Source organism: Leptolyngbya sp. AN10 (assembly GCF_050565645.1).
Lineage (GTDB): Bacteria > Cyanobacteriota > Cyanobacteriia > Leptolyngbyales > Leptolyngbyaceae > Leptolyngbya.
Window position 1 is genome coordinate 1 of the sequence record NZ_JBNXVP010000033.1, and the last position, 15,607, is coordinate 15,607.

At 43.1% G+C, this 15,607-nt stretch carries 11 protein-coding genes; 6 read left to right on the plus strand and 5 right to left on the minus strand.

Annotated features, from left to right (window positions below):
* Positions 1-102 precede the first annotated feature (102 nt).
* The 4 genes from ACQ4M5_RS31385 to ACQ4M5_RS31400 all read right to left on the minus strand — a co-directional run bounded on the left by ACQ4M5_RS31385 (position 103) and on the right by ACQ4M5_RS31400 (position 4,392).
* The gene (locus ACQ4M5_RS31385; RefSeq protein ID WP_430679741.1) at positions 103-474 is read right to left on the minus strand and encodes a response regulator; all 372 of its coding nucleotides are present in this window, start codon (positions 472-474) and stop codon (positions 103-105) included.
* Between the two features lie 46 nt (positions 475-520).
* Complete coding sequence (locus tag ACQ4M5_RS31390; protein ID WP_430679742.1) at positions 521-964, minus strand: response regulator; 444 nt, start codon at positions 962-964, stop codon at positions 521-523.
* A complete protein-coding gene (locus tag ACQ4M5_RS31395; RefSeq protein WP_430679743.1) occupies positions 921-3,164 on the minus strand; it encodes an ATP-binding protein in 2,244 nt (747 codons plus the stop codon). Before ACQ4M5_RS31395 ends, ACQ4M5_RS31390 begins: the two co-directional genes overlap by 44 nt.
* A 109-nt stretch (positions 3,165-3,273) precedes the next feature.
* The gene (locus ACQ4M5_RS31400) at positions 3,274-4,392 is read right to left on the minus strand and encodes a response regulator (RefSeq protein WP_430679744.1); all 1,119 of its coding nucleotides are present in this window, start codon (positions 4,390-4,392) and stop codon (positions 3,274-3,276) included.
* Between the two features lie 79 nt (positions 4,393-4,471).
* Between ACQ4M5_RS31400 and ACQ4M5_RS31405 the strand changes: the two genes are divergently transcribed.
* The 6 genes from ACQ4M5_RS31405 (at position 4,472) to ACQ4M5_RS31430 (ending at position 14,428) form a co-directional block, all read left to right on the plus strand.
* A complete protein-coding gene (locus ACQ4M5_RS31405; RefSeq protein ID WP_430679745.1) occupies positions 4,472-6,427 on the plus strand; it encodes a PAS domain S-box protein in 1,956 nt (651 codons plus the stop codon).
* A gap of 156 nt (positions 6,428-6,583) precedes the next feature.
* The gene (locus tag ACQ4M5_RS31410) at positions 6,584-7,324 is read left to right on the plus strand and encodes a sensor histidine kinase (protein ID WP_430679746.1); all 741 of its coding nucleotides are present in this window, start codon (positions 6,584-6,586) and stop codon (positions 7,322-7,324) included.
* Positions 7,321-8,037 (plus strand): response regulator, encoded by a 717-nt coding sequence (locus tag ACQ4M5_RS31415; RefSeq protein WP_430679747.1) that lies wholly within the window; start codon positions 7,321-7,323, stop codon positions 8,035-8,037. Before ACQ4M5_RS31410 ends, ACQ4M5_RS31415 begins: the two co-directional genes overlap by 4 nt.
* On the plus strand, positions 8,034-9,173 hold the full coding sequence (locus tag ACQ4M5_RS31420; protein WP_430679748.1) for a hybrid sensor histidine kinase/response regulator: 1,140 nt from the start codon (positions 8,034-8,036) through the stop codon (positions 9,171-9,173). Before ACQ4M5_RS31415 ends, ACQ4M5_RS31420 begins: the two co-directional genes overlap by 4 nt.
* A 62-nt stretch (positions 9,174-9,235) precedes the next feature.
* Positions 9,236-13,348, plus strand: a complete 4,113-nt coding sequence (locus ACQ4M5_RS31425) for a response regulator (RefSeq protein WP_430679749.1) — start codon at positions 9,236-9,238, stop codon at positions 13,346-13,348.
* Positions 13,349-13,357: 9 nt separating this feature from the next.
* A complete protein-coding gene (locus tag ACQ4M5_RS31430; protein WP_430679750.1) occupies positions 13,358-14,428 on the plus strand; it encodes a hybrid sensor histidine kinase/response regulator in 1,071 nt (356 codons plus the stop codon).
* A 27-nt stretch (positions 14,429-14,455) separates the two neighbouring features.
* On the opposite strand, the gene ACQ4M5_RS31435 is transcribed toward ACQ4M5_RS31430, so the two are convergent.
* A complete protein-coding gene (locus tag ACQ4M5_RS31435) occupies positions 14,456-15,607 on the minus strand; it encodes a SpoIIE family protein phosphatase (protein WP_430679751.1) in 1,152 nt (383 codons plus the stop codon).

A 15,607-nucleotide genomic window follows, 5' to 3' on the forward strand; every position in this document is an offset into this window, starting at 1 on the left:
CAACTGCATAAGATTGCTTTGGTGTAGGAACTTGAGCATCTCACAATTTGCCCCGCCCAAGCTATTCTTGTCTCACATAAGACTCTCGATAAACTAATCGTTTCAGGACTTTTCTACATCACTAAGGTGATCTTTCACAAGATAATCCTGCGCCCCTTCTGCAACTGCTTGCATTGCTAAGTTTTCATCGTTTGTTCCAGATAGCACCACGATGGGAACATTAGGTACTGCTGCGCGAAACTGCTGGATGGTTTCGAGTCCGACTGAATCTGGCAGCCTCAAATCTAGCAAAACAACATCAAATTTTTGAGGCTTGGAGAGTGCTGCTGATTCTTGATAGATCTCGATCGCGTCTTGCAAAGTTTCAGCATGGGCGACTTTCCATTGCGTTTTTCCAAGCCGAGAAAAAATATGGCGAATGACTCCTGCATCTGCAAGACTGTCTTCTACAAGAAGAACTTGAATAGGATTCATAGAGCAGAGAGATTGCTAATTTTGTACGACGAGCGTAAAAGCTCCCTCAGTGTACGGGCAGGGAAGCTGCTGCAAGCCAGAACTCAATAATCTGCTGCACAACTTGAACAAATTGATGCACTTCGACAGGTTTTGTAACATAGGTATTTGCATTGAGAGAATAGGACTGTCTGATATCTTGCGGATCAGGCGAAGTCGATAAAATGACGATCGGGATTTGTTTGAGATCAGGATGCTGTTTGACTTGCTCTAGAACTTCTTGTCCGTTCAAGCCGGGAAGATTGAGATCCAAAAGGATCAAATCAGGGCGCTTTGCATTTCGATGGTTTCCCTGCTGGTGCAAAAACTGCATAGCAGCTTCGCCAGTTTCAACCCAGTGAAGCTCTGTTTCAAAGCTACTGCGCTGAAACTCTCGCACGATCAGGTGGGCATCGCTGAGTGCATCTTCAACTAACAAAATAGTGATCGGACGGAGCGTTTGAACTATCATCTAGATGGACATGACGCGCGATCGCGAAGTCGTTCTTTTCTACCTTAGCGGAAGCGATCGTAAAATAAAATGTTGTGCCGCTACCAAATTCCGATTCTGCCCAGATTTCTCCTCCATGACACTCTACAATCTTTTTGCAGATCGCTAAACCGATCCCCGTTCCTGGAAAATCGCGACGGGTATGTAACCGTCTAAACACTTCAAAAATACGATCGAGATATTGTGCTTTGATCCCGATGCCGTGATCTGAGACTGAGAAAAGATAGAGCGAATCATGTTTTTGTTGAACACTGATATGAATCTTCGGGCGTTGCTCCTGAAACTTCAAAGCGTTGCTGATCAGGTTTTGAAAAAGTTGAATTAGTTGAGTCCGGTCTGCAATGAGAGACGGGAGAGGATCGTGAGTAATTTGAGCATTGCTCTGATCGATCGCGATTTTCAAGTTGTAGAGAACTTGCTGCAAAACTGCCTCGCAATCGACTGCTTGAAATTTACGGCTTTGTGTTGTCACTCTTGAGTAAACCAGCAAATCTTTAATGAGTTGCTGCATCTGTCGTGAACCATCTAACACAAATGACAAATAGGTTTGAGCCTCATCGTTAAGGTGTTCTCGATACTCATCCTCAAGAAGTTGACTGTAGCTAGTAATTGCTCGTAGAGGTTCTTGGAGATCATGAGAAGCAATGTAGGCAAATTGTTCGAGTTCTTGATTCGATCGCTCAAGCTCGATATTCAAAAGCTGTAGTTCAGTTGTTCGTTCTTTGACTTTGATTTCTAAATTTTCTTTGGCGCGTCGGAGTTCAATTTCGGCTTGTCGTCGTTGGGCTTCTAGCTGCTCCGCCTGAGTCATATCAATGCAGGTTCCAACCCATTCGCGCACACTGCCATCTGGCTCTAGGACTGGGACTCCTCGTGCCATCGAATGCCGATAGATTCCTTCTTTCGTCAAGATGCGATATCGACCTTCATAAATTCCTTGAGTCTGAACGGCGGTTGTCCATGCTTCGAGTGCTTTTGCTCGATCGTCTGGATGCAGTGCATTCACCCAACCATGATTCGCCATTTCTTCTGGTGTTTGACCTGTCAGAGCTTGCCATCCAAGATAAGACTCTGAAGTTAAACCCTCTTCTGTGGCAGTCCAAACGAATTGCGCCGTTGCATCAACTAGAGCACGGTAGCGCTCTTCGCTACGTTTGAGTTTGATCTCTGCTTGTTTTCGTGGGGTAATGTCTTGAAAGAAGATGGAAAGCCCATCCTCTGAGGGGTAGATGCGATTTTCAAACCAGCGATCCCACGGTGAATAGTACTCTTCAAGCTGCACCATCTTTTGTTGAGCAAGAGCTTGATGGTAGGCGTGATAAAACGGTTGTCTAATGCCTTCAGGAAACTCTGCCCAGATCTGCTTTCCAAGCAAATCCTCAGATTGACAATTAAACATTTGAGCCGCTCGCTGATTGACATAGACATACCGCCAATCGCGATCTAATGTGACAAAAGCATCGGTGATGGATTCTAAAATATTTGAAAGCTTTGTTTGGTGTTGCTGTTGCTGGAGAGATAGCGTCTCTTCTGATAGCTTCTGATCGAGGTACATTTGCCGTCTTAGCAGATGACTCGTTACGATGATTAAAACAAAACTGAGACAGTAACCGATTCCTGCTAAACTCGCGATCGCACGGATCTCCCGGTCTGAAGTATCAAGCCGTTGCCGCATCAAATTCTTCTCTTCAGCCATGATTTGACTGAGCTGTGCCTGGATCGCTGCATATCGATCGAGGTTTTCTAGCGAGTCTTCAATGGCATTCGTTTTTTGCTTTTGCTCGATTGCACGTTGAAGTGAAGCGGTTTGTGCGGAGATCAAAGGCTTGAGTTCAGATAGTCTTTTCTGCTGTGAGGCGTTGTCTTGAGTAAGCTGAACTGTTTCCGAGAATGTTTCAGAAACAGACTGAATCGCAATCTGATAGCGGTCTCGATGAATTTTATTTTTGGTGAGAAGAAAGGCTTTTTGCTCTCGGTCTGCGGTCTGTAACTGTTCTGTAAACTCGTTTAATGTTTCTAGAACATCATCGGTGTGAGCGACCCTTTTCTGACTTTCATTCAGTCGTACAACGCTAGAGTAAGAGGCGATACTAGCACCGAGAAGAAAGAAGAATGCCAGACTGAAGCCGCTTATAATCCAGATTTCTGTGAATCGCTTCATCACAATAGAACGGGATAAGAGTTGTCTCCCCTTCATTATGCGGCTTGAATTGAGATGAAAAATTTTTGATACAGAATTGTTACTTTGATCAACGAATTTAACTTTTTGCTCACGCTCTGTTTTGTTTGAGAGACATCAAAGCCGATCGATAGAGCGATCGCAGATCTTGCCCATCGTTGGGATATTGCGCGACACCTAAACTTGTTGAAATTGCTTTGATCCCCTCTCGATCGAGGGTTGTCAGAATGTGATTGAGCCGAGTAACTGCGGTTTGGCGAGTTGTTCCATAAATTCCAACCACAAACTGACCTTCACCCAAATCCGCAACCACATCTTCAATATTTAACTGATGCTGTAGCTGCTCACCTATCTGTTGAATCACTGCTCGGAGCGAATAGTCTCGCGATTTGAGATTCACTTCGAGTAGTGCGATGCAGAGCGGATGCTGAAATCGATGAGCGAGATGAATGAGTTTTTCCAGCACCAGATCTGCCTGCGATTGTGTCAGTTGTGACGAGGGAGACGCTGGAGATTGAGATGGCATTGTCGAGCAGTACTCCAAATTAAGTCGATATCCTAAACCATAAACAGTCTGAATCAAATCTTCAGCATTGACTTCTCGTAATTTGCGTCTCAGTCCTTTAATGTGAGCTTTAACTGTGTCTTCGTTTGGAACGTCGTCTTCACATGACCAGACGCGCTCAATAATTTCGCTACGCTTATAAACTCGTTGCCCATTACGCAGCATCAATTCCAAAATGGCATATTCTTTCGGTGAAACTTGAAGAATGCGATCGCCGTATTTCACCTCGCACTGATTCGGATCAAGCTGCAATTTTCCCCAGGTAAGAATCGGTGCGCTCTTTGCTCCTCCACGCCGCAGCAAGGCTCGAATCCGGGCAGTAAGTTCATGAGTCCCAATCGGCTTGATTAAATAGTCATCTGCACCTGAATCAAGACCTAGAATCTGGTCAACACTCGCCTTTAATGCTGTTAGCATTAAAATTGGGGTTTGATTGCCACTTGCCCGCATTTGACGGCAGAGCGTTACGCCATCAAGTTTGGGCAGCATCACATCCATGAGAACGAGATCATAAGTAGAGGAGCGAACGTAATCCCATCCTTGCAATCCGTCAACCGCTAAATCGATCGTATATCGATGCTGCTTAAGGGCATCGATAAGTTGCTCGGCAAGTGATGGGTTGTCTTCAATTAACAGAATTTTCATATCATTTGTTATACATTCTGGACGCTTCGCTGTAACATCTTTTTTGCTCAATCTCGATCGCGCTAGGGGTGCTTCTCCTGTGTCCTCCCAGAATCTTCCTCCGCATACTCTCACTTCTGAACAAGTCGCTGAATTACTCGCCAGAAATGCCCAGTTAGAGAAGGAATTGCACCATTGTCAAGCAAAGCTGAGTGAGTATAGAAACTTGTTTAGCCAGGTTGATCAAAACTTTCAAAGCGTGTTCTGGTTGGCAGAACAAAAAACGCGAGAAATTGTGTTTGTCAGTTCAGCCTTTGAATCAATTTGGCAAAGACCCCGAACGCAACACATGAAAGATATGTCAATTCTCTGGCGAAGTACAATTGTGCCAGAAGACTGGGAACACATAGAAACATTGCTGGCTACTGCGCCCACTTGTGCTTTTGAGATGACTTATCGAATTCAGCGACCAGATGGATCAATTCGATGGATTCGAGATCATGGATTCCCCATCTACGATGAACAGGGAGAGGCTTATCGAATTGCTGGAATTGGGGAAGATATTACCGATCGCAAACAGGCAGAGTTAGAGCTACGATCGCTCAATCAGGAGTTAGAACGACGAGTCTTGGAGCGGACTCAAGAATTAGAGCAGACTCACTTTGCTCTAGAGCAAAGTGAGTCTGAGTTTCGGACATTGGTTGAACATTCGCCAGATATTATTACGCGACGAGACCGATTACTGCGCTTTACCTACGTAAGTCCTGCGGTCGGGCAGCGAGGTTTTTCAGCTTCCAACTTTATCGGTAAAACACTAGATGAAATTGATTCAAGTTTCAAAGTATTAGAGGAAGATGAAGGTGCTGCCCATCGAGTGATTGAAATGGGTGAGCCTGAAACTTTGACATCGAAAGTGCTTTTCGGCTCTACAGCAATGCACTTTCAAACTCTTCTTGTACCTGAGTTTGACCAAACAGGAGCAGTAAATTCAGTTTTGTCAGTTACACGAGATATTTCAAGTCTTAAGCAAGCAGAAGCGGTAGTTCAGCAAAGTGAAGAACGATTTCGGCGAATATTTGAAGATAGCCCTTTAGGAATGGGAATCGCAACCGAGTCAGGGCATTTTCTTATGATGAATAAGCGATTGTGCCAAATTGTTGGATATTCTGAATCTGAACTATTAACAAAAACGTTCTGGGACATCACACATCCAGAAGATCACTACAAAGAATTTGAAGTTCTGCAACAAGCAATCCAAGCAGGTGAAAAAATTCTGAGCCTGGAAAAGCGATTTATTCAGAAAGATAACAACATCATTTGGGTGCGAATCACTATTTCTCTAGTTCAAGATAAAGCAGGTAAAACGCTGCATCAAATTGGAATGGTTGAAGATATTAGCGATCGTAAAAAAGCTGAAGCAGAATTACGAGCATCTCTACAAGACAAGGAAGTTTTGCTAAAAGAGATTCATCATCGTGTTAAGAACAATATGCAAATGGTATCAAGTCTATTGAGCCTGCAAGCAAGTTATATTGAAGATCCAGCTATTTTGTTGCCGTTTACTGAAAGCCAAAATCGGGTCAATGCAATGGCTCTAATTCATGAACGACTTTATCGATCGAATAGTTTAGCAAAAGTCAGCTTTTCAGAATATATTCATAAGCTCACATCGGACCTCTTTCGCTCTTATGATTCTAGCGATCGCTCGATTTCAATAGAGTTTAACCTTGCTGAAATCGAATTAGATATTGATGTTGCAATTCCGTGTGGGTTGATCGTAAATGAACTGGTTTCAAATGCTTTAAAGCACGCCTTTCCGAATAATATGACAGGTATAATTTGGGTTGATTTTGTTTGTGATGATTCAATGATTTGCGCTTTAACTATCGCTGATAATGGAGTTGGAATTCCTGAAGAGATATCAATCTATGACTCTGATTCGCTGGGCTTACAACTCGTTTCTGCTTTCACAAAGAAGCTGCATGGTAAACTGCAATTTGAGCGCTCTAAGGGCAGTCGAATTAAGGTGAGTTTTTCACTTCCTTTATCCAGATAAAGCGAAGCCTCAAAGCGGATTTCAGTATTGATACAGAGAAATTTCTATAAAAGTGACAAAACTCTACGTATAGAAATGGGTCAAAATCTCGGAGGATGGGCGCTTAATACATTTTGTATGTTAATAGATATAGACAAGTAGGAAGTTGAACCTTCGATGTATCTATCCGATTCTGAAAAGGAGTTCATTGAGCTTAAGTCTCGCTTTATTTCAATGACTTCACATCAGTTGAGAACGCCTCTTGCTGTGATTGCTTCTTCGGCTGGCATTCTGAGCAATTTTGGAGCGCAGTTAGACGAGCAAAAACGGCAAAAACATTTGCAATGTATTCAAACTTATGTGAAACACGCAACACAGCTTTTAGATGACATTCTCTTTCTCAATAAAGCAGAAATAGGACATCTAGCATTTGAGCCTGTTCCACTGCCGCTAGTTGAATTTTGCCAAGAATTAATTGATGAAGTGCAACTTAGTGCTTCAGAGCATACAATTCGTAGCTCTATTCCAACTCAAGATACGATCGAGTTTCTCACTTGTGGCAATCAGCCTCATCTCGACAAGAAACTGCTTCGACAAATCATTGTCAATTTGCTTTCTAATGCAGTCAAGTACTCACCTGAATGCAATCTAATCAATTTCAATCTAACAATTTGGCGAAGCATGATTGTATTTACAATTGAAGATCAAGGGATCGGAATTTCACTCAGCGATCAGGCGCACCTGTTTCAGCCATTTCATCGAGGCGAGAACGTTGGAGCGATCGCTGGAACAGGTCTAGGACTCTCGATCGTCAAAAAATGTGTAGAACTCCACCAGGGCGAAATCTCTGTTAAAAGTGCGCTCGATGTAGGAACACTGTTTACTGTGATGATCCCACTGATACTATCTGCACCATGAACACTATCTTAGTGATCGAAGATGAAGCTCAAATTCGAGAAAATATTGCTGAAATCTTAGCATTTACAGGATTTGAGGTAATTACTGCTGAGAACGGGGCAACCGGGCTAGAACTTGCAAAATCTAGACACCCAGACCTAATTATCTGCGATATTATGATGCCAACTTTGGATGGGTATCAAGTTTTAGATGCACTGCGTCAAAACGCTCGGACTGCAACCATTCCCTTGATCTTTCTAACTGCTAAGGTTGATCGAGGCGACCAGCGACACGGAATGAATTTAGGTGCAGATGATTACTTAACTAAGCCATTTGAGCCTGAAGAGTTGTTGTTAGCGATCGAAAGCCGTTTGAATCGTCGAACAGCCCTAAATCAGTACATTGCTAGAGAACAGCAGAAAGTCCGAAAATTAAGATACAGCCTGCAACACAATCAGCAGAAATTACAAGTCAGCCAGAAGCAAGAAGAAATCAAAGCAGATTTACTCCAAAGGCTTATTCAAGATTTGCGTGAGCCTGTTTCAAATCTCAATTTAGCAACTCAGATGCTGGAGAATGCAACCTCTCAAGAAGCACGCGATCGCTATCTCAAGATTTTGAAAACAGAATGCGATCGCCAAACTCAACTCCTACACGAATTTGAACAGCTACAAGCCTTGCTCACACCTGAAACGACCAAGTTACTACAACATTATCGAATTATTGACCCGTGAAAAAGATCCTAATCATTGAAGATGAACCCCAGGTGCGCGAGAACATTCAAGAGATTTTAATGCTGTCGAACTTTGATGCGATCACAGCTTGTAATGGAATGCTCGGTGTAGAACTTGCTCAATGTCACGCACCAGATCTGATTCTTTGCGATATCATGATGCCTGAGCTAGATGGATATGGAGTCTTGAAAGAGCTTCGTCATCATCATCCGACGGCTACAATCCCGCTGATTTTCTTAACTGCAAAAAGCGATCGCTCAAGTCTTCGCCAAGGAATGGAATTCGGAGCAAATGATTACCTCACAAAGCCATTTGAACCCGATGAACTGCTTAGAGCAATCATGGCTCAACTTGATAAGCAAAGCCTGATTGCTCAAAATACTCAGGCAAAACTTGAAGAACTCTCTCAAAGCATCACTCTATCTCTTCCTCATGAACTGCACACTCCTCTAAACGGCATTCTAGGAATGGCTGAGATTCTGATTCATGATCCTGGAGTTTCGGCAGAAGAAACACTCGAAATTGCTCAAACAATTCGAGGTTCAGCCCTTCGTCTTTACCGCCTGACTCAAAATTTTCTGCTCCATGCTGAATTAGAGATTCTGAAGCGCGATACAGCCCGAATCCAGCATTTGCGCTGCCGTTCAAATCTTGCAGCTAAGTCAGTCATCTTGTCTGTCATTCGGAAAAAAGCTCAAGAAGTCGATCGAGTTCGAGATTTAGGCATTGAACTACGAGAGGTGAATCTAGCGATCTCAGAAGTCCACCTAAAGAAGATAGTGGATGAACTGATTGATAATGCCTTCAAATTCTCCTCGACTGGGACACCTGTTTGGGTATTAGGCAGCGCTGATCACAGGTTTTTTCATCTTCAGGTCATCGATATTGGTCGAGGGATGACCTCTGAACAAATTGAAAACCTCACTGCTTATATCCAGTTTGAACGTAGAACCTATGAGCAGCAAGGAGCAGGACTTGGGCTGACGATCGCAAAGCAATTGACCGAACTCTATGGCGGACAACTAACGATCGAAAGTACATCTGGACAGCGTACTTGCGTTCATTTGACTTTGCCAAAAGCAAATCAAATGAATATTCTCGCTGAACAATCTTCCCTGAATTTTCACAGTTCTTAAATATAACAGAAGCAAATGCTTGCCCAACACTTCGCTATTTTCTGTTACCCAATTGCTCTAATATGCTAGCCCAAAAAGAGTACAGGTCTAACTATACCATTTTGATTGTTGATGATAGTAGCAGCGATCGCGCTCTATGTCGAAATTTGCTCAAACAGGATTATCGATATAGCTACGAAGTTATTGAAGCAGGTGCGAATACACAGCCGCTAACGCTTCTGCAACAAGCTTTACCCGATCTGATTCTGCTTAGTGCTTCTTCCTCGCATCTCGAAAACATTCTGGAAATCTTGAGTTACTTGAAACTACAAGAAAAAGGAATGCGAATTCCTGTCATCTTGCTCACAGACCAAGAGAATCATGGTTTGAGCAATGAGGCAATTCGACGGGGCGCAGATGATTGTTTAGGGAAGTCAACTCTGAATTCGGGTATTTTAACTCGGACTGTTCAAAATGTGATTGAGCGATCTCGTATAATTCAGCAGCTAGAGCAAACCCAAAACGAGCAGAAATTAGTCTGGGAGATTGCATCTCGAATTCGCTGCTCACTGAACTTAGAAGAAGTGCTTCAAGCGGTTGTTAGTGAGGTTCGTCAGCTCCTCAAAGCCGATCGAGTTGTCGTTTTTCGGTTCTCCCCGGATATGAGCGGAAAAATTGTAGCAGAGTCTATCTTGCCGGAGTGGAGTTCGACGCTGGACGCAGAGATTGTAGATACCTGTCTTCAAGAGAATGCAGGTGAACTATATTGCCAAGGATGGAAAAGCGAGATCGCTAACATCTATGAGGCAGGTTTAACAGAATGCTATATTCAATTACTTGAGCAATTCCAAGTTCAAGCAAATCTTGTTGTTCCTATCCTTTTATTTGAAGGAATAGAGAGCAATTCAGATTCATCGGATGCTCAACTCTGGGGGCTGTTAATTACTCATCAATGTTCTGCACCTCGTCAATGGCAATCTTCTGAATTAAATTTACTAGATCAACTTGCAGGGCAAATTTCGATCGCCATTCAACAAGCGACTGCACTAGAACGCGCTCAAACTGAAATCCTGGAGCGGCGAAAAGCAGAAGAAGAAATTCAGCGATCGCGAAACTTTCTGCAAACAATGATCGATTATTTGCCTGTTGCAGTTTTAGTAAAGGCGACCGAAAACAAATTTGGAACCTTTGAGCTTTGGAATCGAGCGAGTGAGCGATTGTTTGGATTTACAGCAAAAGATGTGCTAGGAAAAACCGATTACGATCTTTTCTCAACTCAGCAAGCGGATTACTTTAGAGAAAAAGATCAGGAAGTGATCGCTCAAGGTCGCGCCTTGGAGTCTCCCAAAGAGTCAGTTTATTGCCAAAATTTAGGACAGCGACTTCTTCATACGATTACTGTTCCCGTTCAAAATGAGAGCAATGAGCCAGAATATTTGCTGTGTATTGCTGAAGATATTACCGATCGTCAAAAAGCCCAGATCGATCTCGAAAAACGAGAACAATTGTTAACCGCATTGGTTGAAATTCAGCAAAAGCTACTTGATCTAGAACGAGATGAAAGTGCCTATGTGAAAGTACTAGAGCTATTAGGAGTGGCATCTGGTGCAACTTGTATTTCAATCTATGAAAAATACCAAGAGCGCCGATTTACAACAATCCGTCAGCGAGTAAAGTGGTGTGCTGAGGACAATCAAATTGAGGTGGCATCAGCCGAAGCCTGTGAAATTTCTGATCGACCCCTTCCGTCTCGCTGGATTACTCTTTTAGAAGCTGGAGAACTTGTCTCTGGGTATCGGAATCGCTTCTTGGAATTTGAACAAGTCTTTCTCGTCGCTCAAAATATCTTTTCGATTCTTCTGATTCCCTTGATTGTTGAGGGTGAATTTTTTGGATTTGTGCGGTTTGATCAGCACCGAGAAGGTGCTGTTTGGGAAGCGTTAGAAATTGACTTTATGCGAGCGGCTGTTTTCGCAATTTCGCTCACTTTAGAACAGAGCCGAGCCGCGATCGCGCTTGCGAAAAGTCAAAGTCAATTTGCGGCATTAGCGGCAGCGGCTCCTGTGGGCATTTTTCGCACAGATGTAAAAGGTCATTGTATCTACGTCAACGATCGCTTCTGTGAAATTTCTGGAGTAACAGTTGAAGACGCACTTGGAATTGGATGGAGCCGAGCCTTACATCCTCAAGATCGACATCCTATTTTGTCGATTTGGGGGCAAGCGATCAATCAGCAAAAAGCTTTCTCTGCTGAATACCGCTTTCAAAGAGCGGATGGCTCGATTGTCTGGGTCGGTGGACAAGCTGTAACAGAACATGATAAGCAAGGAAAAGTCATTGGTTATATTGGAACGATCGGAGATATTACCAACTGCAAGGAAGCTGAAGCCTCACTTCAGCAATTGAATGTAGACCTAGAACAGCGCGTTGAAGAACGAACTCTAGAACTGACGCAGGCAAACCAGCGGCTGACGCAAGAGATCATCGAACACCAAAAAACGGAGTCTGCTCTTAGCCTCAGAGTCGAGCGATTAAATAAGCTTTATAGCTTGGTAATTGCTCTAAACAAAGCGACTACGATTGACGAGATCTATACGATCGCGCTCAACGGAATGCGCCAAGTTCTCAAGACAAATCGTATTGCGGTGCTAGTTCCAGATGAGCATGGGATACCACGATATCAAAGCTCGATTGGAATCAGTGATGCGTATCGTAGTGTGGTTGAGAATTATTTAACAGCCTCTCAACAACCAATCAACGCGAAAACAGTCATTATTTCTGATGCTGAAGGAGAGGAGGGAGATGAATTGCTCGACTCGATGCGTCAGGCAGAGGGAATTAAAGCAAGTGCTTCTTTTCCATTGCGCTACAAAGGCGAACATCTTGGCAAAATTGTGGTTTACTACGATACGCCTCATCAATTTACGGCAGAAGAAATCAAGCTTGCGAAGACAATTATTACCTATATCGCAACTGCAATCACTCGGAAACGTGGTGAAGAAGCGATACAGCAAACAAACGATCGCCTAGCGATTATGAATGCTGAACTTGCTAGAGCAACCCGCCTTAAAGATGAGTTTTTGGCAAATATGAGCCACGAGCTACGAACTCCGCTGAATGCGATTTTGGGGATGTCAGACGGGTTACTAGATGAAATGTATGGTTCGCTCAACGATCGACAAAAGCGATCGCTCTCAATCATCGAACGAAGTGGTCGGCATCTTTTGGAGTTAATCAATGATATTCTCGATTTAGCAAAGATTGAATCTGGCAAGCTTGAGCTTCAATTCTCTTCAGTCGCGCTTCATGATCTGTGTGAGTCCAGTCTGACATTTGTTCGACAGATGGCAATCACGAAAGGAATTCAACTGATTACCAAGATCTCAGAAGATGCTGGGAAGATTCAAGTTGACGATCGTAGAATCCGCCAAGCTCTAATTAATTTGTTGAGCAATGCAGTTAAATTTACAGAAGAAAACGGGAAAGTTACATTAGAAGCTCAGATTGATCTGGCAACTCAGAGTGTCTACTTCACCGTGATTGATACTGGAATCGGTATCGCACCAGAAAACATTGAGAAACTCTTTCAGGCATTTGTACAGATTGATAGTAATCTCGATCGTCAATACTCTGGAACTGGATTAGGTTTAGCTTTGGTGCGTCAGATTATTGAACTGCACAATGGCGAAATTACAGTCGAAAGTCAGGTTGGGTTAGGAAGTCAATTCAAAATCCGCTTGCCTTACACTGAGCCACAGCCTGAAAAGATTCCCATGCGAGATATTTCTTCAAAACCTTCTACAAGCACTAGCTCTGTCTCGTCATCTGAGCCATCGCTTATTCTACTGGCTGAAGATAATGAAGCAAATACGATCGTTTTTTCAGACTATCTGACCGATCACGGCTATCAGCTAGTGATTGCCAAAGATGGGTTTCAAGCGGTCCAACTTGCAAAAACTCATCAGCCTCATCTCATTTTGATGGACATTCAGATGCCGGGAATGGACGGTTTGACAGCAATTCGTCAGATTCGAGCAGATCAAATTCTCTCAACAATTCCGATTATTGCTCTAACAGCATTAGCAATGCCAGGAGATCGAGAGCGCTGTCTTGCAACTGGAGCAAGCCATTATATCGCTAAACCTGTCAGGCTCAAAGAACTTGCAGAAGTCGTTCAGCAATTTGTTAGAAATTAAAACTGCACCGTGATTCAAACATCTGCCTCTATTCTTGTCATTGATGATGAAATCAATAACTTTGAAGTCATCGAAATTCTACTTCATAAATCTCCTTACCAATTGCTATATGCAGCAAGTGGTTTTGAGGCACTGGCTAAATTAGAAACGCATCGTCCTGATTTGATCTTGCTCGACGTGATGATGCCGAATTTAGATGGAATTGAAGTTTGTCGTCGAATCAAAGCACAGGTTGCACTTCGACATATTCCAGTCATCATGGTGACTGCCCTAAATTCAAAAGAAAACTTAGTTCGATGTTTAGAAGCAGGGGCAGATGACTTTATTGGAAAACCTGTTAATGGTCTAGAATTTCGAGCAAGGCTTCGATCAATGCTGCGAATCAAAAAGCAGTATGATGACTTAAAAGAGTCGCTTAGACTGCGTGAAGACCTGTCAAATATGCTGGTTCACGATTTGCGAAACCCTTTAACAAATATTGTCTTAGCCTGTCGAATTTTACAACTTTACGGACTCACTGAGAAACAGCAGCAAAAACTAGAGCAAATTGAATATTCAGGACGACGCTTAGAAGCAATGATTGATAGCCTGCTTATCCTGGCAAAGCTTGACTCAGGTAAACTGATGTTGAACCTAGAGCAAATTAATATTTGTGGAATTGCACAGGACGCGATCGCTGATTTTCAAGAGATTGCTGAACAACAGCAAATTAATTTAGCTTCGGATTTTTCAGATACAGACGGCAAAATTTTAGCAGATGCGTCAATCATGCGCCGCGTCCTTGATAACTTGCTTTCTAATGCGCTGAAGTTCTCTTTACCTAATATGCAGGTGTTACTTAAAATTGATTCTCCCGTCGGTTGTCAGGTGCGGATTCAAATCCACGATCAGGGAAGAGGTGTAAGCGATGAAGTACGACGACGCTTGTTTGAAAAGTTTGAAACTGGCGAATCATTTCGAGCGATTCCCCAAACAGGTCTTGGTTTAGCTTTTTGTAAAATTGCGATCGAAGCTCATCAAGGCAAAATTTCAGTAGAAGCAAACGAACCGAATGGAACTATTTTTACGATCGAGCTATGAATCAAAGACGCATAGCTCTTTCTAAATTTAACTAAATTGAATCTTGAGTAGAACGCAATCATCATCAAACTGTCGAATATGATTGATTGCCTGAATGTTCTCAATGATCTGAGCAAGTTCAAGGGATTGTGGCGCTTGGCTGTGTTGAAATAGCACCGCGATAAAATGCTCTAAGTTCCAATTTCTCAGAGTTTGGCGAACTTCATAAAGCCCATCGCTGAATAAATACAGCGTACTAGGAGTCTGAATTTTGCAGCTATTACTAACGTACTGAATTTTCTCGAACATGCCGATTGGTGTTCCAACAGACTTAAGCCGTCTTGCATCTCCTGCGGCTCTGACAGCATCCGAGAACAGAATTCCTGGTGGATGACCTGCACTGGCATAAGATAACATTTTTTGATCAACGTGATAGACCCCATACCAAATCGTAAAGTATTGGTCGTTATGTTCAGCCATTCCGAAGGCAAAATTTAGATTTTCTAGAACTTGATGAGGCTCTTGAGACTGAGATTCAATTTGAGAGCGAAGCCAGTTCTTGATTGACACTGAGAGCAAAGCTGCTTTTAGCCCATGTCCTGATACGTCTAGGACATAAAACACTAATCGATTTTCATCTAGCCAGTAGTAGTCAAAACAATCGCCTCCTAAACCTCGGCAAGGCAAAAAATAGGGATCGATCGCAATTGCACCTGACATTGGAGAAGGAAGTAAAGACTGAACGTAGGCGGCTGCCTCTGCAAGTTCAGCTTCCAAGAGCTTTTGTTGGCTTAAAATTGCTGCTGCAAGTTGCCGTGATTGCTCAAGAGACTGATAAAGCCGCAATCCTGCCCGAATTCGAGCAACAAGCTCATCACTCTGAATGGGCTTCGTGAGAAACTCATCCGCTCCACAATTCAACCCCGTTACGATATGCTCAACTGAATTCTGGGAAGTCAGCAAAATAAAGAACGTGGTTGACAGTTTGGGAGACTGTTTAATCTGGTGGCAGACTTCAATTCCATCCATTCCCGGCATTTGCCAATCACAAACGATTAGAGCAGGGTGCTCCTGATGAGCTAATTTAAGTCCTTCTTCCCCTGTTTCTGCTTCTAGTACCTCATAAGATTGAGCTTGCAAGATTTGTCGCACAATCATGCGCGTGACTGAATCATCATCGATAATCAAAATCTTTGACAT